Here is a 23,014-nt window from a genome sequence, read left to right as displayed (position 1 = left end):
GCCTGCCTTTACGGGTGACCGGTTTCCCCGCTTAACACCCGCCGTTTCGCGCATATTTCACTTTGTTTGCTGTTAAGCGATAAGGCACTATGGTTCCAGCCTTTTCAACATCACGGGAACGTCTGTCGCCATGCCGGTTAATTTCGATCTTAACGATCTGTACGCGTTTCGCGCCCTGGTCGAATATGGCAATTTCCGCATTGCAGCGGAGTCCATTTGCCTGTCCCAGTCGGCCCTGAGCCGCAGGATTGAAAAGCTGGAAACGGCACTGGGGATTAAGCTGTTCGACAGAACCACGCGCCGGGTTACGCTTACGCTTTATGGTCAGACATTTGCCGCACGTTCGGAGCAGCTGCTCGCTAATTTTGAAGAGGTTATGGCCGATATCAGTAAAGTCAGCCAGGATCGGACCGGACTGGTGACGGTGGCGACGGTGCCCTCTGCGGCCTACTATTTTATGCCGGATGTCATTCGCCGCTTTCAGGCCCGCTATCCTCGCGTACGCGTCAAAATCATTGATAGCAGCGCAGGCAACGTGATCGAGGCGGTAACCAGTGGTCAGGCAGATTTTGGCATTTGCTTCTCCGGCAATCCACCGCCTGGCACCGAATTTTTACCCCTGGTTGAGGATGTTTATGTTGTCGCCTGCCGACACGACCATCCGCTTGCCAGCCGTAAAGGGCTGACATGGCAGGAATTTTATCAGCAGGATTATGTGGGGCTGGATAAGACGTCGGGTAATCGCAACCTGCTGGATTCTGCCCTGGGTCATGTTGTTCCGGCGCGTCCCAGTATCTGTGAAACCCGACATGTGACCACGATGCTCGGTATGGTTGAAGCGGGAATCGGCATTGCTGCCGTGCCCGCCATGTCGATGCCGTCATCCGGTCATTCGGTGCTGGTGCAGTTACCCCTCACCGATCCGGTGGTGAAACGTACTGTAGGGCTGCTCAGACGCAGCGGACGCATTCAGTCGTATATTGCAGCAGAACTGGAAAAGCTCATTACTGAACAGTATCACGCTGCGTAACAGGCTGCTGCGTTTTCACCGAGTGCAAACCGGTTGCGTGAACGACCGCCTGCGCCTGGGCTGAGGCCAGGAAATCAAGTAGCGCTTTACCTGCTTCCGGATGCACGGCTTTCGCCGGGACAGCGCCCGCGAAGCGGGTAATGTACTGGACATCGTCAGGCAACTCGCCAACAAAAGTCACGCCCTTGACGGGCAGCAGTTCGCTGACCTGCTGCAGTCCCAGTGCATAGTGGCCTTTTGCCACTTCCGAGGCGACAGGAATACGTTCGACCTGATGTGCTTTGTCTTTGACTTTGTCTTCAATGCCTAACTTCTTAAACAACTCGCTGCTGACATACTGACCGCTGGCGCTATCGGAATACGCAATAGACTTCGCGCTCAGTAAGGTTTGACGTAATTCGTCATCCGTCTTAATTGCGGGCTTAGCGTCGCCTTGCTTCACGACAATACCAATCGGCGAGTCAGCCAGCTCCACGCGTGAGCCGGGTTTTATCCACTTGTCTTTTTCCAGCTGAGTCAGCGCATTGCCTACCATAATTACCGCATCGGCCTTTTCACCACGTGCCAGGCGGTTAGGGATTGCCTGCGGGGTTTTACCCATTGAAGGGCCGGATACCAGGATAATTTTGTCACCGCTTTGGGCTTCAAACTGAGGCGTGAGTTTCTCCAGGGCGGCTTTAAAGCCACCAGAGATCATCACGGTCACGTCCTTTGCCAGTACCGTCGTGCTGACGGTTGAAAGCACGAGGGTGGCAAGGAGTGATCGGTATAGTCGTTTCATAATGGAGTCCCTGACTTAATGTTTAACGGCGGGTTGTAAATTGACAGCGCTGCGGCGGTAAAGATACAGCGTCGCCAGTAGGGCACAGACGGCAGCAAAGCTCATCCAGTAACCGGGTGACGCTTTATCACCGGTGTACTCTATCAATGCGGTTGAAATCACCGGGGTAAATCCGCCAAAGACAGCCGTTGCGAGGCTGTAAGCGAGTGAAAAGCCCGCCACCCGAACTTCGGTTGGCATAATCTCGGTCAGGGCAGGAATCATCGCACCGTTATACAGGCCGTAGATAAATGACAGCCACAGCAGTACGGTCAGCATCATCGTAAAACTCGGTGCTTCGGCCAGCAGCGTCAGGGCCGGATAAGCCGTTGCCAGGGCCAGCAACGTCATGGCAATCAGAACCGGCTTACGTCCAAAGCGGTCCGACAGGGCACCCCCGACCGGCAGCCAGAGGAAATTGGAAATGGCCACCAGCAGCGTAACCAGCAGGCTGTCAGACGCACTGAGCATCAGCACCTTCTTGCCGAAGGTGGGGGCATAAACGGTAATCAGATAGAACGCTGTTGTGGTCATCGCCACCATCAACATGCCCGCAACCACCACCTGCCAGTTAGCTAACAGGGTTTTAAAGACCTCGCGCATCGCCAGATGCTTACGGCGAGCATTAAATTCCTGCGTTTCTTCCAGCTTACGACGCAGAAAGAAAATGAAAGGCACAATCAGGCAGCCAAACAGGAACGGAATACGCCAGCCCCATTCACGAATCGCGCTCTCTTCCAGGGCGGCATTCAGGGCAAAACCCATGGCAGCGGCAACCATAATGGCGACCTGCTGGCTACCCGACTGCCAACTGGTATAGAAGCCTTTACGGCCTGGCGTAGCGATTTCGGCCAGGTAAACCGACACGCCGCCCAGTTCGGCACCGGCAGAGAAGCCCTGCAACAGGCGACCGATAAGCACCAGCATCGGAGCCCAAAGGCCAATGCTCTGATAAGACGGGATTAATACGATCAGAAAGGTGCCCGTAGCCATAATGGACAGGGTTACGATCAATCCTTTGCGTCTGCCGACTTTATCAATATAAGCGCCCAGCACCACGGCGCCGATCGGGCGCATCAGGAAACCTGCGCCGAAGACGGCAAAGGTCATCATCAGTGAGGCGAACTCACTGCTCGCCGGAAAGAAAGTATGCGCGATGTAGGTGGCATAAAAACCAAACAGAAAGAAGTCAAACTGTTCCAGAAAGTTGCCCGAGGTAACGCGCAAGATGGCGCCGATTCTGGCGCGAGTGGTCATAGGTGAAGTCGAGGAATGCATCGGTATCTCCAGTTTATCATTGACGCTTTTTTCTGCGCCTGTTGCTGAAGACTGGATCAGGAAAATAAAGTAAATAAGCGCAATAAACTCATCGACTGATGCGCTATGCGCATTAATGGCCGTTAACAATTACATTGGGCTATGTGCAACAAGGCTTTAACAAGTTTGCCGGGCGGGTGGACGTTTAACCAGCCCGAAAAACCGAATGCGCGTTTTGTGACAGGGTTCATATGGGTATTTAAAGGAAAAGGGGTAGCGTAAAGCCTTTGTCAGGTTCTATCAGGCGACGCGCGCGTTCGCCCCGTCGCGAGTGAAATCATTCCAGACAGGAGGCGGGTTAGCGGCCGGGCTGAAAAAGCTCGACGAGCATCTTCTCGTTATCATGAATGAAAGCGAAACGATCACCATCGCCGTTGGGTACGGCACGGGGCGGGGAAACGATCTCGACACCTTTTGCCTGCAGTTCCGCAACCGCCTCATCGAGATCGTCGACCTGAAGCGCGAAATGGTTGATACCGCCGATTTTCAGATTGGTTTCTGCGCGTTGCCGCTGTGGATCCATCGGGGTGGCCTGCGCATGTTGAAACAGCTCCAGTTTCACATTGCCCCGCGCAATAAAAACAACCTGTACGCCCGGCCAGCCATAATCATACAGACGCGTAAATCCCAGCATCTGGCTATACCAGGCTTCACTGGCTTCAATATCCTGAACCACAATACCGATGTGATGAAATGTATTACCGATTGCCGACATGGTGCTTTTCCTTATCAGGTCGCTGAGGTGAATGTCGCGTTAACACGGCAAGGCGGTGTAGCGCGCCCTTCGTACAGCTTACCACCCAATCGGGCATACGGCAGAAATGCCCGAGGGGTGAGGGTTGCTTATCGTTGCAGGTAAATCCGTACACCGCCTCACACTGGCCGTAGACGACCCGTGTTTCGTCTTAAAACCAGGCTTCCCACATCGCACCCAGATTGAAGTCGTCAAGAATATCGTTTTCCCGGCCATTCACGCGTGCGGTGCGCGCATCATCGACCTTGCCGCCCGTCACATAGAAGCGCAGCATGGGACGGAACTCCGGGCCCATCGCGATAGCGATATTTTGCGACAGCGTCAGCTTCCAGCCGTTGTTGCTACCGCCTTCATCATAGTTGACCCGTTGATAACCGGCTTCGAGCCAGGTGGAGTGCACGTCATTCCAGAAATACATCGGGCGCACAATGGCAGCGTAGTTTTTCCGGTTGTCGCTTTTCAGTCGACTGTTGTCATAATCGTGATAGGCCAGCAGATACTCCACCTGCGCCTGCTGAGTAAACAGGTGCTTACCTTCAAAGCTGGTGTAAAGCGTGCTGAGGCCATGGGTTTTGCTGTAAACGCTGTTATCCGCATTGTCTGAGTAGCGTGCAATCACTTTATTGACGCCATGATCGGTGGTGTGGCTTACGACAAACGCACCCTGCCAGGCGTTGAGGCGATCCTCGCTTTCCACGGCCTTAGAGTCGAAACCGTAATTGGCATACATCTCCAGATCCAGCGGCCCCAGTTTCATGCCGTGGATTTTAGATGTGGCGGCATAGTTTCCTTTATCGCCGGTGCCCGATCCGCCCGTACAGGTAATGCGTGACGGATTGGATTCATCGCTAAGCACTTCAGGATTACAGGATTCCACCGCCGCGACGGCAGCAAGGTCAAATTTTATCCCGCCTACGTCAAAGTCTTTTACGCCCGCGCCCTGACCATCGTGGTTCATCCAGAAATAGTCATTGATGTTCTGTTGTGGGCGCTGATGAAAGTCCCGTCCGGCCCAAAGATAGGCATTGGGATTCGAGGCCAGCACGTTGGTCACGCCAGCGTAAGCTTTTTTCAGGTTCACTTCATCGCCCCAGTGATCGATCATCACGTTCACGTCCCAGATGGCACCGTTCGTGCTTTTAAACGCTTTAGAGAGCTGGAATTCGCCGCCGTTACCTTCGTTCCCCAGGCGACCAATACCGGAGGCGCCGTTGTAAGAGCCATCAACGTTGACATACTTTTGGTCACCACTTTGGTAATGCGCGCCATAACGGGCGTAGCCGCTAAACTTCACGCCAAAAGGAATGGCCATATCCGGTGACTGTGCAGGACTCTGCGGTTCTGTTATCACATCCGTTTTTTTCGCGACGGCGGCATCCATCTTAGCCTGACGCTCTGCTAAAGCTTTATCGACGGCTTTGGCGACGATAGCGTCGATTTGTTCCTGCGTGAATTCCTGTGCGAGGCCGGCAATCGGGCACAGCGCGGCGCTCACCGCCAGAGGAAGTGAAAATGTTTTTATCATGTTCATGGTTATCTCGTTTACACCTCATCCTTCGGGTTAACACGAATTAACCCGAAAGACGCGTGCTGTTGTTTTCAGATAATAACCCGCCCGTTTCGGCTTATTGACTGTCACCAAAACAAGTTGATTTGTAGAGTATGTTTTCTTTCCAGAGGGATGTTTTTTGTCAGGCATTCTCCTGTATTAAGCGATCAAATTACCGTTGATAGAGATGAATTATTTCTTCTGATAATTCACGGGCTAATAGCGACGTCATTAAATGATCCTGAGCATGGACCATAATTAACGTCATCGGCTGTCGGGCCTCGCCAGCATCCTGTTCAATTAACCGGGTTTGCATCTGATGGGCCTTGCGGGAATAGTCGTCGGCCTCTTTGAGGCGCGCATGGGCCTCGTCAAACTGGCCTTGCCGCGCCGCCTGCAGGGCTTCAAAGCACAAACTGCGGGCGTGTCCTGAATTGACGATAATCGTCATTACAGCGTCTTCAAGTTCAATCATTATTATCGCTCTCAGTCAAAACCGTTATTTTCGGCAACGTTAGCAAACCAGTTTCCGCTCTTTTTTATCGTACGTTGTTGTGTTTCCAGATCGAGCTGCACTAAGCCATAGCGATTTTTATAGCCATTCAGCCAGGACCAGTTATCGATAAAGGTCCACATATGGTAACCCAGACAATGACAGCCCTCGCGAATGCCTTTATGCAGCCATTTAAGATGTTCGGAAACAAATTCGATACGGTAATCATCCTGAACTTTACCGTCTTGAATAAAACGCTGTTCATTTTCGACGCCCATTCCATTTTCAGAAATAAAGCAGCGAGGGTTGCCGTAATTATCGCGCAGGTTGATCAGAATATCGTAAATACCCGGCGCATAGATTTCCCATCCGCGGTATGGGTTCATTTGTCGGCCAGGCATGTCGTAATGATCGAATAATGCCTCCGGCATAAACGGTGCGTCAGGGTTGACGGCGCTGTCCCGGCACTTCACCCGGCGCGGTTGATAATAATTGACACCCAGCAGGTCGATGATGCCGTCGGCAAGCAAGGCGCTGTCGCCAGGCAGGCAGTGTGGCAACTGGTCATGCTGTTTTAATAAGCCCAGCAGCGCAGACGGATATTCGCCCTTGAGAACCGGATCGAGAAAGCTGCGGTTAAACAGCAGATCGGCATGCTGTGCTGCGTTGACATCTGCCGGATTCGTTGAGCGCGGATAGGACGGTGTGAGATTCAGTACCACGCCTATTTCGCCATCATAGCCGCCGTTACGCCAGGCACGTACCGCCAGGGAATGAGCCAGTACGGTATGAAAGGCCACGGTAGCGGCGCGTTTAAAATCCACCACGTTGGGATAATGAAAATCATACAGATAGCCGCCTTCAACCGGCACAATGGGCTCATTAAAAGTAAACCAGTGCTTCACTTTGTGACCGAACAGCGCGAAACAGCGCTGCGCGTAGCGGCCAAACGCCTGCACCACTTCGCGGTTTTCCCAGCCCCCTTTCTCCTGCAGGGCCAGCGGCATATCGAAATGAAACAGCGTGATAAACGGCGTAATCCCCTGCGCCAGTAATTCATCAATGACCCGGTGATAGAAATCGACGGCCTCGGGATTGATCTCATCCGCTCCGTTCGGCATGAGCCGCGCCCAGCTCAGCGAGGTGCGAAAGCTGTTGTGCTTTAACGCTTTTAGCAGCGCGATATCCTGCCGCCAGTGTTGATAAAAGCCGGAGGTATCGGCCGGGCCAATACCGTGATGGAAACGATGCGGCTGGTGTGCGAACCAGTGATCCCAGGTGGTGGCGCTTTTACCGCCCTGAAGGCTACAGCCTTCGGTTTGCAACGCCGAACTGGCGCTGCCCCACCAGAAATTGTCAGGAAAACGGTAGTGCATGTGACTGACTCCTTAAGCCTGGGGATGACCGTGCACGGTATTGCCTGCGGGCACGGTATCCTGAATTTTTTTCTCTTCTGCTTTGATCAGGCTGCGTTCGTAAGCGCGCAGAAAAGGTAAGTACATCAGTGCCGACATCACCATGCAGATCAGGCACATGACCAGTGGACTAAGCGCCCAGTTGGCCGCCCAGGAAGCACCAATCGGCGCGGGCGTCGTCCAGGGCGTCAGCGAAACGACCTGCGCAACCCAGCCCAGTTTTGTGGCGGTATAGGCCAGAACGGCATTAATCATCGGGACGCAGACGAAGGGAATAAACAGCAGGGGATTCATGATGATGGGCGCACCAAATAAGATCGGCTCATTGATATTAAAGAAGCTGGGAACCACGCCCATTTTGCCGATGGTACGCAGATGCAGCACCCGGCTGCGCAGCAGTAAAAAGGCCAGCGGCAAAGTGGAACCGACGCCGCCGATAAGCAGATAGTGATCCCAAAAGCCCTGCAGATAGACATGGGGCAGCGCCGCACCGGCTGCCAGAGCGGCCTGATTGGCGGAGAGATTAGCCATCCAGAAGGGATTCATGATGCCAGTGACGATGAGTGCGCCATGAATACCGGCGAACCAAAAAATCTGGCACAGCAGCACCGACAGCAAGATGGCTGGCAGGGAATCCGAGGCGGATACCAGCGGTTCCAGCAGATGCATAATCGCCTGAGGAATAATCATGCCCGTTTTGGCTTCAATAAACAGATTAAGCGGATGCAGGGTGCCAATGATCACCAATACCGGAATTAAAATCTCAAAAGAACGGGCGACGCCAGTGGGGACTTCTTTGGGCAGGCGAATCGTGACGTTATGCTGTTTGAGCCAGGCATAAACACGGGTGGCATAAATCGCGGTAATCAGGGCCGTAAAAATTCCCTGACCGGACAGGTACTGCGTAGAGATCTTTTCATCAGCATAGGGCGCTGCCACCAGTAAAAAGGCCATAAAAGCCAGTAAACCTGACATGATGGGATCAAGGTTGAACTGTCGGCCCAGACTGGCACCGATGCCGACTGAGATAAAGAAGGTCATGACGCCCATGCTGAGATTAAACGGCAGCATCAGTTGCTGGCGATAAGTGACCGAAAAGTCGAGCCAGGCCCGGGCAAAGCTGTTGGTGGTATCCGCTGAAAAGGGCGGGAAAATAAACACCAGCATGAACGAGCCAATAATCATAAACGGCAGGGCCGCCGTAAAACCATCACGAATAGCGATAACGTACTTTTGCTGACCCAATTTTCCGGCGAGGGGCGTAATAGCCTGTTCAATCACCGTCACCATTGACTGATATAACGAACCCATAAATGACACCTTTTAGTGTGTCGCTTCAATAAGCGACAGAGCGTAATCCAGCACGTTGTCACCGCGTTGCATACCGTAGTCCGTCATATCAATAGCCCGGACAGGAATACCGTGGGTGGCAGCTTTTTCTGAAAGCGTGTTTAACATGTACTTCACTTGCGGGCCGAGCAGCACAACCTGATACGTTGGAAACTGCGTATCAAACTCGGCAATGCCCCAGGCATCAATCTGCACAGCGAGGCCGCGTTGATCCGCCACCTCTACCATTTTGCGCACCAGCATGCTGGTGGACATACCTGCCGAACAGCACAACATAATCCTGATCATGAGAACGCTCCTTTACGTGTAAAACTTGTTACGGAGATGATTTGATACGATATGGAAACCGGTTTCCATTTGTCGCAAAAGGAAGTGTGACAGGCATCATGCTCTGGCTGATAACGGGTGTTTAATTACGATTCAGATCACTAAATTAAGCGGTAAAAATCATTATTGAGTAGAAACGGAAAATCGGTTTCCATGAAAAAATGAAAACGCTATACTGCCTGTGGCGAAAAATTAAGCCGCCGTTTCGGTCAGTTTTCAGGGAGCCGTTTGGTTCTGTTAGGGGAAAATGATGTCTACTATCAACGATGTATCGCGACTGGCTGGCGTGTCAAAAGCCACCGTATCGCGCGTGTTGAGTGGGTCACGTGGGGTGAAAGAGGCCAGTCGGGCTGCGGTGTTAAAAGCGGTGGATGAACTGAATTATCGTCCAAACGTCATCGCCCAGTCACTACTGAGTCAGTCTACGGGCTGTATCGGTGTTATTTGTGCGCAGGAAAATATCAATCAGACGACGGGTTACCTTTATGCGCTGGAGAAACATTTCAGTCAGCATCAAAAACACCTGTTACTTCGTTTCGCCAACACGAAAGCGGACGTGATGACCTGCCTCAGTGAGTTGACCTGTGGGTTATGTGATGATGTCTTAATTATCGGCGCGCGCTTTCCGTTAAACCTGCGTCAGCCAAACGTGATGCTGGTGGATTGTCTGGAATCCGGCGAAGAAGTGAACAGTATCCAGCGTGATCATGCTTTTGCAGCGGAAACGGCCTGTAACTATCTTATCAGTCAAAATCGTCGTCAAATTGCTCTGATTCATCCCGAGGGCATGGGCTTTGCCGATCAGGTTCTGCTGGGCTATAAACATGCCCTGGAAAAAAATTTCCTGCCTTTTAACCGCAATCTGGTCTTTATGGACACGTCATCTTCTTCAGTGGCGTTGCAGGAACTTCTGAACAATGCCTCCACGCTCAATTTCAATGCATTGCTGGTGGCCGATGAGCAGCAGGCACAAAAAGTGATTCCTCAGTTGCAGGCGTTCAATAAGCAGGTGCCAAAAGACATTATGGTCTTTAGTCTGGCCGGCACGCTGGATCTGCCCGGTATCCCGACGATTCCGGCTATCTCATATTCAATGGATGCCATGGCCGCGCGTATTGTGAAGGCACTGAATCAACAGACGCAGAGCGTGTTACATTCCTCAGTAATGCGTGGCGATCTGGTTATTCCCGATTTTCGCCAGCGCTAAGCCACCGGCCACGCTCAGTGGCCTGTTACTCGAGGCGCTGCTCCATCTGTTCGATAATGGCCAGCGCCAGCCCGGTCGCCGGGGCCAGATGCGATTGCAGAAAATGTACCTGCGTATGGGCCGCAATAAACGCCAGTTTGTTGGCCTGCGTCTGATTGAGCACGGCCTGGCAAAAGGTCGGGCTGACACTCCAGGGGCAGTCAATGATGATTGTGGCGGGATTCAGTAATAACATGATTTGGCTGAGCGCGATGCCCAGATAGTTGCCTGCCAGCTGCATCACTTCATTCACGACATTCGGTGCGCTGTCACGACTGTGCCAGGTTAATCCCGGCTGACGCTGGGCAAGCTGTTGGTTAATGGCAGGTTTGCTGATCATCGCCTCCAGACAACCCTGTCGATTACAGCTACAGCGAGGGCCATTTGGCTGGACGGTAAGATGTCCTGCTTCACCAGCGGTCCAGCTGTTGCCAGTAAAAACCACGCCATGCTGCACCAGCGCGCCGCCAATGCCTTCTGCAATGCGCAAATAAAAATGCCCGCTTTCGGCGGGCAGATTGAGCTGTTGCACAGACAGCAGCGCAGCGGCCCTGACGTTATTCATAATCCGAATCGGCAAGGCGATCTGTTTGCGCAGATCACTGGCCAGGTCAACATTCTGCCAGCCCAGGTGGGTCGATAAATGCATCCAGCCTCGCCGTGAATCGACGACACCGGGAAACCCCAGCCCAATTCCCAGCAGCCCTGGCCAGGCTTCCATCAGTTTTTCGCACAGGGCGCCGATTTCAGCCAGGATCGGGCCAGGTTTACTGGTGTCCGTCCGTATTGTCTGTTCGGCAAGCGGTTGTGAAAAATAATCGCAGATCTGCCAGTGAATCAGGTTTTTTTCCACCATGATACCGGCACTGACCAGCTTTTCCGGGCGCAGGGTAATGTGAATTTTAGGACGGCCAGCCGAAGAAACGCTGGCTTTACCTAGTTCCTGAACCCAACCGTTTTCCAGCAAATCATCAATAATTTGCGAAACGGTGTTTTTGCTGAGTGCCAGTACCTGCGCCAGATCCTGGCGCGATGTGATGCGCAGCTGACGCAGTTGAGCCATTACGCGCTTTTGATTATTCAGCCGCATCAATGCAGGCCCTTTGCCAGTTGCTTTCATGACGGCTTACCCCAGAGGTGCACAGCGGCGAGGGAGCGCCCACCGCCAACGAAGTCTTATTAGTTTGATGTCTAATGAAAACTTAGCATTGGGCAGAGAGGGCTGCCAAATAGCAATGTCCTCTGAATAAGGGGATTACATCAGAAATGGGGGCCAGGCCACACGATCATGCAACTGGGGAGTAACCCTACCGCCCGCTTCAGCGGGCAGCAACATCAGTATTCGTCACCCCGGACGCGGCTGCGATAGCTTTCCCAGTCGAAGCGCACCCACAGGCTGTTACCTAAACGCATACGATCCATCACGCGTTCACCTAACAGGGCGTTCATGCCGGTGGGATCGAGATTGGTGAGCATCCCCGTCGGACGTTTAGATGACGAGCGGCGGTCAACAATCTGGTTAATAATCACTTTTTCGTAGCGCGATTCACTCTGCATACCAATCTCATCAATGACCAGCAAATCTACGCTGCTCAGATCCTGAATCAGTCGCTCTTCGGTGATATCACTGCTGCCGCTGAACGTTCCTTTCATGCTGGACATCAGATCCGCGACAGTCACGATAAGCACGCTCTTGCCACGCAAAATCAGATCGTTACCGATGGCGGCAGCCAGATGATTTTTCCCTGTGCCCGGCCGACCTGCAAAGACAAAACTGGCGATGTTTCCTTCAAAATTAGCAGCATACTGGCGCGCCTGCTCCAGGGCTTTGCGCTGACCTTCATTCTCGATGCGGTAGTTGTCGAATGAGCAGTTAATATGCAGATCACGAATCCCAGAACGCCCCATGATACGCTGCATTTTCATCGCGCGGTTTTCTCGCACAATCGCTTCTGAACGCAACCGCCCCTGTTCCTGGTTCCAGGCCAGCAACTCTTCACCATTAGTGAATTTGGGACGGGTTCCTGCTGGCATCATTCTTTTCAGACGGTTAAACAGATCGTTGGGCGTTTTCATTACTCACCTCGGAAACCATCGGGAATATCGTAGTCAGTACTGCTGATCTGCGTAATATCGCGACGCGGCTGTCCGCCATTGGCGGCGCGGTTCATCTGCAGGCTACGCGCCAGCTTCTGTTGCCACTGTACATGATGAAAAAGGCGGCCTTCGGCCTGCCAGTAAGCCACAAAGGCGGCCAGCTCTGCCGCCGTCACCGGCTCGCTGAGCGCGACGCCCCAGATTGCTGCTTGGCGGGTAAAGTCGGCGTCAGGCTGCCAGCCGTCATACATGGCAAACTTGCCGACGGGTTTATGCAGCGTAGCAGAAACATCGTCATACAGACTGTCATCCAGCGCCACATCACTGGGTTGCTGAGCGGCGGCTTCAAGGGCTAATAACTGTGCAAGACGCGCGGGAGTGAGGGCATACATCACCGGCGTGTAATTATCCAGCACCGCCAGCATGCCGTCTTCAGCCTGCTGTAAGGCGCTCTGCGGGTCCTGACGGAAAGCCTCCAGACCGATTAGCGTTGACGTTAAGATTTTGACTGACATGAAAAGACCTGCGGTTAACTTACACCCAACACCGGATCACCTGTCGCGGTGCAGAAGAGCATATTGTACCTTTTTTAAGGCGCGGGATCGCTGAAAAAGCGTTGCCGGCGAGCGCCTGTTATGCAACCGTGGGGGGACAGAGACTTGCGCGTTCACGGCCGGGTTTGCCACAGATAGCGCAGACCGGCCAGCCAACACAGGCTGTATCCCAGCAGCTCTACCCCTTCTTCGGCCATGTTTTTTACCCCGCGGTTGTAATGATCGGGCATCAGGTGTTGCCAGAGGATGTTCATGCCAAACAGACGTGAGAAAACCAGCACAATCATCAGTCCGGTCGCCATCACGGGCCAACGGTTATGGTGCAGCAGGTTCGCCAGCGTACGGAGCGTCTGCCTGGGAGTACGCATGGCGACGGCGAAACTCGCCAGTGCGGTCGCCAGTGCAAACCACACCCAACTGCCGTGACGAACAAGATCGAAGAAGAAATCCAGCTCGCGGATAAGCATACAGCTGTAAAAACCGGCTATTAAGGTTAATCCACCGCACTGGTCGGGACGGTGTCGTGCGGCAATATAAAATGCGCCGGCGAGACTAACTAACAACAGTTCCTGTGTGGTTTCAGTAAAAGAGGCTTCGTGCAGCGCGTTATCCATCCACACCACATCCATATAGAGGGGGACAAGCATGAAGGTGATAAACAGGGAGGCAAAAAGGAATACCGTGATTTCACGGCCGATAAGAATGACTTCGTTACGCATGGAATGACCTGAAAATGACTATCGTTATCATTGTATTCGCCTGGCGTGGGGCTGCCTTCGCTTTCAATGCTTTACGGATGTGGTGGTGACTATGGAAGCCGCCTCGCATTTTGTCATGTGGCGGGTTCAAATGGTGGCAGTTTCCCTCTACCATCGGTCAACAAACTGGCGCTTTATAAAGGAATACCATGATGCAACGATGCGGCTGGGTTACGCAGGATCCCCTCTATCTGGCTTACCATGACAATGAGTGGGGCCGTGCGCAGAGAGATAAACTGGCGCTGTTTGAAATGCTGTGTCTGGAAGGTCAACAGGCCGGGTTATCCTGGATTACGGTGCTGAAAAAGCGCGAGAATTACCGCGCGGCCTTTCACCAGTTTGATCCGCAGGCGGTGGCATTGATGAACGATCAGGACGTTGTCCAACTTATGCAAAACAGCGGCATCATTCGTCACCCGGGTAAAATTGCGGCGATTATTGCCAACGCCAGAGCGATGCTGGCGATGGAGGCGGAAGGGGAAGATTTTGCCCATTTCGTCTGGCAGTTCGTCGATAACCAGCCAATTGTTCACCACTATACGGATTACAAACAGAGCCCGACCACCTCTCCGCAGGCTATAGCACTCTCTAAAGCATTAAAGACGCGTGGTTTCAAATTCATCGGTCCGACAATTTGTTACTCCTTTATGCAAGCCTGCGGCCTGATTAACGATCACCAAACCAACTGCTTTTGCCATCCTGATAACATTTAACACCGCTCCTTTACAAAATAAGACATTGTCTCAGGATTTCCCTCACTTTTACGCGGCATAATCAGGGCCAGTAAGGGGCCGGGGCGCCCCGATTAGAGAAACCCAAGGGACACATAATGCAGAAAAAATTGATTGCCATCTTGTTATTAATCAGCGGTAGCCTGGTGATATCCGGTTGTACTACGAATCCCTATACCGGCGAGTCGCAGGCCGGAAAATCCGGCGTGGGGGCGGGTCTTGGTGCATTAGTCGGCGCCGGTGTGGGCGTGCTTTCATCCTCGAAGAAAGATCGGGGTAAAGGGGCACTCATCGGTGCCGCCAGCGGCGCAGCCTTAGGCGGCGGTGTGGGGTATTACATGGATGTTCAGGAAGCAAAACTGCGCGATAAAATGAAGGGTACGGGCGTCAGTGTGACGCGACAGGGCGACAATATTGTGTTGAATATGCCAAACAATGTGACCTTCGATTCCAGCAGCAGCAGTCTGAAGCCAGCCGGTGCCAATACCCTGACCGGCGTCGCAATGGTACTAAAAGAGTATCCGAAAACGGCCGTAAACGTGGTGGGGCATACGGATAGTACGGGTTCGCGCGCATTGAATATGCGCCTGTCACAGCAGCGCGCAGAAAGCGTGGCCAGCGCCTTGATCGTACAGGGCGTGGCGGCTGACCGTCTGCATACGCAGGGTGTCGGCCCCGACAGCCCCATTGCGACCAACAGTACTGAAGCAGGCAAAGCCCAAAACCGCCGGGTTGAAATTACGCTGAGCCCGTTAAATTGATCATTTCGCCCCCTGTCACCGGGGGCGAAAGACATGCTACTGTCAGTTATTCGACAATTTTTAGACAATAAACTCGGTAAGGTTTCCAGTTGGTGCCTGTACACAGTGCCAGTTAACGCTTTATGCCAGCATGGTTCAAATTGAACAATGGATAACGCATCATGTCACTTAAAGCCATTGCGTCAGTCCTGGGGCTCTCCGTAACCACCGTGAGTCGCGCCCTGAATGGGTATGAGGATGTAGCAAAACACACGCGTCAGCGCGTGGAAGAAGAAGCCCGGCGACGTGGCTACCGTCCTAATGTAGCTGCCCGGCGTTTAAAAACCGGACGCGCTAACGCGGTCGGCGTCGTCTACCCGATGAGCGCCCCGCCCCTCAGCGATATCCATTTCAATAAGATATTACTGGCGCTGGACCAGCGTCTTTCCCACTATGATATCGACCTGCTGCTGCTGACGGATAAACCCTGTGACGGACAGCGTTCACTGATGCGTATGCTACGCAGTCGCGTGGTCGATGCGCTAATCATCACGCACACCTTGCCGCAGGACGAACGCCTGCGCTGCCTACAGCAGAAAGGCTTTAATTTTCTCTCGCTGGGGCGCACTGATGCACAGCAAAATCATGCCTGGTTTGATGTCGATAACGCCGCAGGTTCCGCGCTGGCGGTAAAACACTGCCTGACCCAGGGCATGCAGCGCATCGCCTTTCTCGGGGGAAACGAACGCTGTACGTTTGTACGCGATCGCCGTCAGGGCTACCTGAACGCCCTGGATTCCGTACCACCTTATGCCACTGCGGCGGTTGCTCCCTCGCGCCGCGCAGGGTATCAACAAGTCTCCGCCTGGCTGGCTGAAGGGCTACAACCTCAGGCCATTATTACCGATAGCAGTACGCTGGCCGAAGGCGCGTTAATAACGCTTCAGCAGGCAGGACGACTGCAGGGTAAGGATGCCATCACTTTGATGGCCTGGGATGGACTCCCGGTTGACGCCATCATTGATTTTCCGGTTATTGCGATTCGTCAGGCCAGTGAGCAGGAAAGAGGCGAACAGCTTGCGACCATGGTGATGCAGTTACTGGACGGCGCACCGCTGGCCCGGCTACAGGTCTTGTGGCAACCCAGTCTGCAACTGCCCGCACAGCGCTAACGTGTTTGTCATGCCGGACGCCTGTGGTAGTCTCGCGGCATGCGTAATTTGCGGAATATTCTATGAAAATCAGGCCTTCTCGCGCCACTATTAGCGATGTTGCCCGCGCGGCAAAAACCGGGAAAACCAGCGTCTCGCGTTATCTTAACGGCGAACAGCATCTGCTTTCTCCCGACTTAAAAGCGCGCATTGAACAGGCAATTAGCGATCTTAACTATCGGCCAAGCCAGATGGCGCGCGGGCTTAAACGGGGGCGAACCCGGCTAATCGGGTTAATCATTGCCGATATCACCAATCCCTATTCCGTAGACGTTATGTGCGGCATTGAAGCGGCCTGTCGTGCCTGCGGCTTTACATTGCTTATGTGTAACACCAACAATGAAGTCGATCTTGAACAGCATTATTTGCAGTTGCTGAGTAGCTATCAGGTTGAAGGCATTATCGTTAACGCGGTAGGTATGCATGAAAAGGTACTGAGCCGGCTGCAGCAATCTTTGCTGCCGATGGTGCTGATTGACCGAAAAATCCCCGATTTTTCCTGTGATGTGGTGGGCCTGAATAATGCTGAAGCGGCAGAAACGGCCACCGATCACTTAATTGATAACGGTTATGAGGCGCTGCTGTTTTTGAGTGAACCGTTAGGCAGCGTGAATACCCGTCGCGAGCGCCTGCAGGCGTTTCGCCAGCGTCTGGCTGCGCATCCGGCCATCCTCCATGAAAATGCAGAAGTCTCGCTGCATCAGCCCGATGTGATGGATACCGTCTTGCGTGACTTCTGTCAGCGTCATGCAGACAGGCGTTGCGCAGTTATGGTGGCAAACGGTGCGCTGACCTTACAGGTGGCCCGTTCCCTTCAGCGTCTAAATTTGCACTGGGGAAGCGACATGGGTTTATTGGGGTTTGATGAGCTGGAGTGGGCGGCGCTGGCAGGTGTCGGGATTACCACGCTTAAACAGCCCACCTGGCAGATTGGCTACCATGCGCTGGAGCGCCTGATTTCGCGTATCGAAGGCCACGATCATCCTCCCTGTGAGCAGGTTTTCTCGGGTGAGCTGATTGTCCGGGGATCAAGCCAGCGTCTTCGCTAATTTTCAGATTGTTCCCTTCACTTACGTGCTCGCTTCGTGAGCACGATCATAATTCCGCATTTTGCTACTTTGCTTTGGAACCGGTTCCATTTAACGTTTTTATAACGTTAATACCGATTTTCCCCCTCAGGAGTCCGCAATGGAGCCCGAAATTATCGTCGTCACGGCGGCTTATGGACATCAACAGATTGCTGCGCTGGGCGGACAAAGGGCGCTCTTACCGATCATTCAGCAGGCTGGTGCGGACGGTGTGGAAATCCGTCGCGAATTGTTCGATGACACGACTTTCGATGACCTGCCCGCGCTGGCGCTGGCCATTGATCAGCACCGGCTGCGCGCCAGCTATTCTGTACCCGATACCTTGTTCAGTGAGGACGGTAAGCTGAACCCTTTGCTGACGCGTTATTTTACCGAAGCTCGTCAACTAAACGCGCAGAGACTAAAGGTGGCGCTGGGCAATTTTACGGGGGCTCTGTACAGCGAAACACTGCGCATGCTGATTGCGGAATATGGCGTGCCGCTGACCGTGGAAAATGACCAGACAGTGCACGGCAAACTGCAACCGATGCTGCGCTTTTTTAACGCTGCCCGTGAGGCGGCATTGCCGATTGGCATGACTTTCGATATGGGGAACTGGCACTGGACAGGCGAAAACCCGGAGCAGGCCGCAGTCCTGCTGACCGACCAGGTGGGTTACGTGCACGTCAAAGCAGCGGTGCCGCAGGGGAAAAGCTATCGCGCTATTGCGCTCGACGATGCCGGACCGGGCTGGCAAGACCTGTTGCATCGGCTACCGGCGAGAGCCCCTCGCGGTATTGAATTTCCGCTGGAAGGCGACAATCTGATTGCGGTTACGCGCCATTATGTGACGCTGCTGCGTAATGTCTGAGGAGTAAAAATGACGACTCATCCTAACGGTACGCTTGATGTCATCACGATCGGCGAAGCCATGGCCATGTTTGTCGCCCGCGAAACGGGTGATTTGGCTGCAGTAGAAACATTTATCAAACGCGCCGCAGGTGCAGAACTGAATGTCGCCATCGGTCTGGCACGCCTCGGGCTGAAAGTGGGCTGGGTGAGTCGTATTGGACAGGACGCGTTTGGTCGTTTTATTTGTCAGGTGTTGGATAAAGAAAATATCGACCATCGTCAGGTGACCGTCGATCCGCGCTATCCCACGGGCTTTCAGCTTAAATCTAAAGTGGATGATGGTTCCGATCCGCTCGTGGAATATTTCCGCAAAGGCTCCGCTGCCAGTCATCTGTCACCCGAGGATTTTGACCACGATTATTTTGGCTCTGCACGCCATTTGCATCTGAGCGGCGTGGCGGCAGCAATATCAGACAGTTCGCTTGAGCTGACCAGGCATGCTGCGAAAGAGATGCGGGCGCGGGGTAAAACAATTTCCTTTGATCCTAATCTGCGTCCGGTGCTGTGGCGCAGCGAAGAGGAAATGCGTAATCAGCTCAATCTGTTAGCGGAATACGCAGACTGGGTACTGCCCGGTGAAAAAGAGGGTTACATCTTAACCGGCTATCGCCAACCGCAGGATATTGCCGATTTTTATCTCGATAAAGGGGTAAAAGCGGTGGTGATTAAAACCGGCGGCGAGGGCGCCTGGTATAAGACAGCCGGGGGTGAGCAGGGCCAGGTGGCGGCAATCAAAGTTGATCAGGTTGTGGACACGGTCGGGGCCGGAGATGGGTTTGCCGTGGGAGTCATAAGTGCATTGCTGGAAGGGAAACCACTGATAGAGGCGATTCGCCGGGGGAACAAAATTGGTTCACTGGCGATTCAGGTGAGTGGTGACAGCGAAGGTTTGCCGACGCGTCAGCAGTTAGGTGATGTGTAGCCCGGCCCGCAAACAGAAACAGAGGAGTTCCCGATGAAAACGCAGATTATCGCGCCTAAACGCTGGTGGTTCATTATGCCCATCGTGTTTATCACCTACAGTCTTGCCTATCTGGATCGGGCAAATTTTAGCTTCGCATCCGCCGCTGGCATCAATGACGATCTGGGCATTACCAAAGGAATGTCTTCCCTGCTGGGTGCGTTGTTCTTTCTGGGGTATTTCTTTTTTCAAATCCCTGGGGCGATCTATGCGGAGCGCCGCAGTGTAAAAAAACTGATCTTCTGGTGCCTACTGTTGTGGGGCGGCTGTGCTTCACTCACCGGCGTTGTCAGCAACATCCCTGTGCTGGCGGCGATTCGCTTTGTGCTGGGGGTTGTCGAGGCTGCGGTAATGCCTGCTATGCTGATTTACATCAGTAACTGGTTTACAAAATCTGAGCGCTCGCGGGCAAACACCTTTTTAATTCTCGGTAATCCCGTCACGGTCCTGTGGATGTCCGTGGTTTCAGGGTATCTGATAGAGGCGTTTGGCTGGCGGGAAATGTTTATCTTCGAAGGCATTCCTGCGGTGATCTGGGCCATTGCCTGGTGGTTTATGGTACAGGATAAGCCTGCGCAAGCGCGCTGGATGAGCGATGCAGAAAAAGCCGCGCTACAGGCCGCGCTGCAAAAAGAGCAAGAAAGCATCAAAGCAGTGCGCAACTACGGCGAAGCCTTTCGCAATCGTAACGTGATCATTCTCTGTATGCAGTACTTTGCCTGGAGTATTGGCGTTTACGGTTTTGTCCTGTGGCTGCCTTCAATTTTGCGCAACGGTACACAAATGGGCATGGTGGAAGCGGGCTGGTTATCGGCTGTGCCTTATCTGGCAGCCACGATTGCGATGGTGGTGGTGTCCTGGGCATCGGACAAAACGCAAAACCGTAAACTGTTTGTCTGGCCACTGTTGCTGGTGGGTGCCTTCGCCTTCCTCGGTTCGTATATGGTGGGTTCGGGCAATTTTTGGCTGTCTTATACCTTGTTAGTCGTCGCCGGTGCCGCGATGTACGCGCCTTATGGCCCGTTCTTTGCCATTATTCCGGAAATGCTGCCCCGCAATGTTTCCGGCGGCGCAATGGCGCTTATCAACAGTATGGGGGCGTTGGGCTCGTTTATCGGCTCCTGGATTGTGGGTTATCTGAACGGGGCAACCGGCAGTCCTTCGGCCTCCTATATTTTTATGGGTGGCGCACTACTGCTGTCCGTGGTCCTGACGCTTATCGTCAAACCCGCACAAAATAAGGCGCCTCCGCTACAAGGCGCGAAACCGGCCTGAAAGCGTAAGCGTTAGCATCTTCTCCGGGCGACCTTTGTGTTGCCCGTCATTTATTTACAGGAAGCTATCTGATGAAACCCGCCGTCATTCTTTATAAAAAATTGCCTGACGATCTCCGTGCGCGTCTCGCAGACTATGCCACGATCACCGAAATCAACGATTTATCACCCGAAAGCCAGCAGCAACATGCGCAGGCACTGCAACAGGCCGAAGGAATGCTGGGATCGGGCGGAAAAGTCAACGGCGAGTTGCTGGCCAAAATGCCCGCACTGCGCGCCTGTTCCAGCGTTTCTGTCGGCTATGACAACTTTGATGTGGATGCCCTGAATCAGCGAGGGGTAGTGCTGATGCACACGCCAACGGTACTGACGGAAACGGTGGCCGACACCATCATGGCGCTGGTTCTCAGTACGGCAAGACGTATACCGGAGCTGGATGCCTGGGTGAAAGCTGGCAACTGGCAAAAAAGTATTGGTCCGGACCGGTTTGGCATGGATGTGCACCATAAGACGATGGGAATTCTTGGTATGGGACGCATCGGTATGGCGCTGGCCCAGCGTGCGCACTTCGGATTCGGCATGAGCATTCTCTACAATGCGCGCCGTCAGCACGACCAGGCCGAATCGCAGTTTGCAGCCCGCCGGTGTGAGCTGGAAACGCTGCTCAAAGAAAGCGATTTCGTTTGCATCAGCCTGCCGCTTACCGAAGAAACGCATCATTTAATTGGCGCAGAACAGCTGGCGATGATGAAGCCCAGTGCGGTGCTGATCAACGCGGGCCGTGGGCCAGTGGTAGATGAAAATGCCCTGATTACCGCGCTACAAGAGGGCACGATCCACGCCGCCGGGCTGGATGTTTTCGAAAAAGAGCCGCTGCCGACTGACTCGCCGCTGCTGTCGTTACCGAATGTTGTTACGTTGCCGCACATTGGCTCTGCAACCCACGAAACCCGCTATGGGATGATGCAGGACGCGGTAGAAAATCTCATTGCCGCCCTGAGCGGCAAGGTTGAAAAGAACTGCGTGAATCCTCAGGTGCTGAAGTAATCCTGCGGCTGCCCATTGCGCCCGCCGGGAGCGGGCGTTATGGTGGTTATCCCATTCTTTATTACAAATTTTTAACCGCTATGGCTTTTTCTCAGTTCGGCGACAAGTTTACTCAACATTCCGGCATCTCACGTCTGATGGAAGACATGGGCGCAGGCCTGCGTACGCCCGGCACGATCATGCTTGGCGGCGGGAACCCCGCACAGATCCCGGCAATGAACGATTATTTTCAGCAGTTGCTGCAGCAGATGCACGACGAGGGCAAACTGAGTGAGGCCTTATGCAATTACGATGGTCCACGCGGTAAAGCCGTGCTGCTGGATGCCCTAGCGGCAATGCTACGTGAGCAGTGCGGTTGGTCTGTCACTGCGCAAAATATCGCGCTGACTAACGGCAGTCAGAGCGCATTTTTTTATCTCTTCAACCTGTTCGCGGGGCGGCGCAGTGACGGCAGTAAAAAACGGGTGCTGTTTCCTCTGGCTCCAGAGTACCTGGGTTACGCTGATGCGGGCCTGGATGAAGACCTCTTTATTTCTGCCAGGCCCAACATAGAGTTATTACCGGAAGGGCAGTTCAAGTATCACGTCGATTTTGAACATCTCCCCATGAATGACGATGTGGGGCTGATTTGCGTATCGCGCCCGACCAATCCAACCGGCAATGTCATTACGGATGACGAACTTCTGCAACTGGATGCGCTGGCGCAGCAGCATGAGGTGCCGTTACTTATCGACAACGCTTATGGTGTGCCCTTTCCCGGCATTATTTTTAGTGATGTGCGGCCGCTGTGGAACCCCAATATCATTCTCTGCATGAGTTTATCCAAACTCGGTCTGCCAGGCGCACGTTGCGGGATCATCATCGCCGATGAGAGCACGATTACCGCGATCGGTAACATGAACGGCATCATCAGCCTGGCACCGGGCAGTATTGGCCCGGCCATGGCCAGCGAAATGATTCAACGTGGCGATCTGCTGCGCTTGTCTGAAGAAGTGATTAAACCTTTTTATCAGCACAAGGTGATGCAAACGATCACCCTTATTCGCCGCTACTTATCGGCGGAGCGCTGTCTGATCCATAAACCGGAGGGGGCAATTTTTCTCTGGCTGTGGTTCCGGGATTTACCGATCAGTACGGAGTTGCTGTACCAGCGGCTTAAAGCTCGGGGCGTGCTGATGGTGCCGGGCCACTTTTTCTTTCCGGGTCTGGAGCATGACTGGCCGCACACGCACCAGTGCATGCGCATGAATTATGTACCGGATGCGGAAAACATTGAGCGCGCCATACAGATTCTGGCTGAAGAAGTGGAGATCGCCTGGCGCGACAGTTAAATCTACAGACCCGATCGGGCAACAAGGCGT

The 23,014-nt window shown here is 53.5% G+C and carries 23 protein-coding genes; 11 read left to right on the top strand and 12 right to left on the bottom strand.

Annotated elements, in window-relative coordinates; genetic code table 11:
* Positions 1-130: 130 nt before the first annotated feature.
* Positions 131-1,030, top strand: a complete 900-nt coding sequence (locus tag RAC60_RS15205; RefSeq protein ID WP_033737398.1) for a LysR family transcriptional regulator — start codon at positions 131-133, stop codon at positions 1,028-1,030.
* Here RAC60_RS15205 and RAC60_RS15200 read toward each other — a convergent pair.
* The 8 genes from RAC60_RS15200 to RAC60_RS15165 form a co-directional block, all read right to left on the bottom strand.
* Positions 1,005-1,811, bottom strand: coding sequence for a substrate-binding domain-containing protein (locus RAC60_RS15200; RefSeq protein ID WP_058708575.1), 807 nt, complete (start codon positions 1,809-1,811; stop codon positions 1,005-1,007). The two genes, RAC60_RS15205 and RAC60_RS15200, sit on opposite strands and share 26 nt — an antisense overlap.
* Positions 1,812-1,826: 15 nt before the next feature.
* Positions 1,827-3,128, bottom strand: coding sequence for an MFS transporter (locus RAC60_RS15195; RefSeq protein ID WP_033737399.1), 1,302 nt, complete (start codon positions 3,126-3,128; stop codon positions 1,827-1,829).
* Positions 3,129-3,465: 337 nt separating this feature from the next.
* Entirely contained in the window at positions 3,466-3,882 is a 417-nt protein-coding gene (locus RAC60_RS15190) for a VOC family protein (RefSeq protein ID WP_054634764.1), read from the bottom strand.
* A 190-nt stretch (positions 3,883-4,072) separates the two neighbouring features.
* The gene (locus tag RAC60_RS15185; protein WP_033737263.1) at positions 4,073-5,452 is read right to left on the bottom strand and encodes a carbohydrate porin; all 1,380 of its coding nucleotides are present in this window, start codon (positions 5,450-5,452) and stop codon (positions 4,073-4,075) included.
* Positions 5,453-5,642: 190 nt separating this feature from the next.
* Positions 5,643-5,945 (bottom strand): PTS lactose/cellobiose transporter subunit IIA, encoded by a 303-nt coding sequence (locus RAC60_RS15180; protein WP_072021690.1) that lies wholly within the window; start codon positions 5,943-5,945, stop codon positions 5,643-5,645.
* Positions 5,946-5,956: 11 nt separating this feature from the next.
* Positions 5,957-7,339, bottom strand: a complete 1,383-nt coding sequence (locus RAC60_RS15175) for a glycoside hydrolase family 1 protein (RefSeq protein WP_058708574.1) — start codon at positions 7,337-7,339, stop codon at positions 5,957-5,959.
* Positions 7,340-7,351: 12 nt separating this feature from the next.
* Complete coding sequence (locus RAC60_RS15170; protein ID WP_033737270.1) at positions 7,352-8,689, bottom strand: PTS sugar transporter subunit IIC; 1,338 nt, start codon at positions 8,687-8,689, stop codon at positions 7,352-7,354.
* Positions 8,690-8,701: 12 nt separating this feature from the next.
* Positions 8,702-9,016, bottom strand: coding sequence for a PTS sugar transporter subunit IIB (locus RAC60_RS15165; RefSeq protein WP_033737272.1), 315 nt, complete (start codon positions 9,014-9,016; stop codon positions 8,702-8,704).
* Between the two features lie 289 nt (positions 9,017-9,305).
* Here RAC60_RS15165 and RAC60_RS15160 point away from each other — a divergent pair, with 289 nt between their 5' ends.
* Complete coding sequence (locus tag RAC60_RS15160) at positions 9,306-10,262, top strand: LacI family DNA-binding transcriptional regulator (protein WP_039339256.1); 957 nt, start codon at positions 9,306-9,308, stop codon at positions 10,260-10,262.
* 25 nt (positions 10,263-10,287) lie between these two features.
* Here RAC60_RS15160 and RAC60_RS15155 read toward each other — a convergent pair whose 3' ends face one another.
* From RAC60_RS15155 to RAC60_RS15140, 4 genes are all read right to left on the bottom strand, one after another.
* On the bottom strand, positions 10,288-11,421 hold the full coding sequence (locus tag RAC60_RS15155; protein WP_324020667.1) for an ROK family transcriptional regulator: 1,134 nt from the start codon (positions 11,419-11,421) through the stop codon (positions 10,288-10,290).
* A gap of 215 nt (positions 11,422-11,636) precedes the next feature.
* The gene (gene dnaC, locus RAC60_RS15150; RefSeq protein ID WP_375093974.1) at positions 11,637-12,377 is read right to left on the bottom strand and encodes a DNA replication protein DnaC; all 741 of its coding nucleotides are present in this window, start codon (positions 12,375-12,377) and stop codon (positions 11,637-11,639) included.
* Positions 12,377-12,913 (bottom strand): primosomal protein DnaT, encoded by a 537-nt coding sequence (gene dnaT, locus RAC60_RS15145; RefSeq protein ID WP_006121358.1) that lies wholly within the window; start codon positions 12,911-12,913, stop codon positions 12,377-12,379. Before dnaT ends, dnaC begins: the two co-directional genes overlap by 1 nt.
* A gap of 152 nt (positions 12,914-13,065) precedes the next feature.
* Entirely contained in the window at positions 13,066-13,671 is a 606-nt protein-coding gene (locus RAC60_RS15140; protein ID WP_205952436.1) for a hypothetical protein, read from the bottom strand.
* Positions 13,672-13,862: 191 nt separating this feature from the next.
* Here RAC60_RS15140 and RAC60_RS15135 point away from each other — a divergent pair, with 191 nt between their 5' ends.
* The 9 genes from RAC60_RS15135 to RAC60_RS15095 all read left to right on the top strand — a co-directional run bounded on the left by RAC60_RS15135 (position 13,863) and on the right by RAC60_RS15095 (position 22,984).
* A complete protein-coding gene (locus RAC60_RS15135; RefSeq protein ID WP_375093984.1) occupies positions 13,863-14,423 on the top strand; it encodes a DNA-3-methyladenine glycosylase I in 561 nt (186 codons plus the stop codon).
* Positions 14,424-14,539: 116 nt separating this feature from the next.
* Positions 14,540-15,202 (top strand): OmpA family lipoprotein, encoded by a 663-nt coding sequence (locus RAC60_RS15130; protein WP_375093973.1) that lies wholly within the window; start codon positions 14,540-14,542, stop codon positions 15,200-15,202.
* A gap of 161 nt (positions 15,203-15,363) precedes the next feature.
* Entirely contained in the window at positions 15,364-16,353 is a 990-nt protein-coding gene (locus RAC60_RS15125; protein ID WP_375093972.1) for a LacI family DNA-binding transcriptional regulator, read from the top strand.
* Between the two features lie 62 nt (positions 16,354-16,415).
* Positions 16,416-17,441, top strand: a complete 1,026-nt coding sequence (locus RAC60_RS15120) for a LacI family DNA-binding transcriptional regulator (RefSeq protein WP_375093971.1) — start codon at positions 16,416-16,418, stop codon at positions 17,439-17,441.
* A gap of 139 nt (positions 17,442-17,580) precedes the next feature.
* Positions 17,581-18,330: a sugar phosphate isomerase/epimerase gene (locus RAC60_RS15115; RefSeq protein ID WP_006121352.1), complete on the top strand. Its 750-nt coding sequence runs from the start codon at positions 17,581-17,583 to the stop codon at positions 18,328-18,330.
* Positions 18,331-18,339: 9 nt separating this feature from the next.
* Positions 18,340-19,293 (top strand): sugar kinase, encoded by a 954-nt coding sequence (locus RAC60_RS15110; protein WP_289367697.1) that lies wholly within the window; start codon positions 18,340-18,342, stop codon positions 19,291-19,293.
* A gap of 33 nt (positions 19,294-19,326) precedes the next feature.
* On the top strand, positions 19,327-20,607 hold the full coding sequence (locus RAC60_RS15105) for an MFS transporter (protein ID WP_039339172.1): 1,281 nt from the start codon (positions 19,327-19,329) through the stop codon (positions 20,605-20,607).
* A gap of 71 nt (positions 20,608-20,678) precedes the next feature.
* Positions 20,679-21,653, top strand: coding sequence for a glyoxylate/hydroxypyruvate reductase GhrB (gene ghrB, locus RAC60_RS15100; protein WP_039339173.1), 975 nt, complete (start codon positions 20,679-20,681; stop codon positions 21,651-21,653).
* Between the two features lie 80 nt (positions 21,654-21,733).
* Complete coding sequence (locus RAC60_RS15095; RefSeq protein WP_205953802.1) at positions 21,734-22,984, top strand: valine--pyruvate transaminase; 1,251 nt, start codon at positions 21,734-21,736, stop codon at positions 22,982-22,984.
* Positions 22,985-23,014: the final 30 nt, after the last annotated feature.

The sequence above is a fragment of the Pantoea sp. BR_17 genome, from assembly GCF_041955125.1.
Classification (GTDB): domain Bacteria; phylum Pseudomonadota; class Gammaproteobacteria; order Enterobacterales; family Enterobacteriaceae; genus Pantoea; species Pantoea stewartii.
The sequence above is the reverse complement of the archived record's forward strand: the minus strand, read 5'-3'. Positions and strand labels throughout refer to the sequence as shown.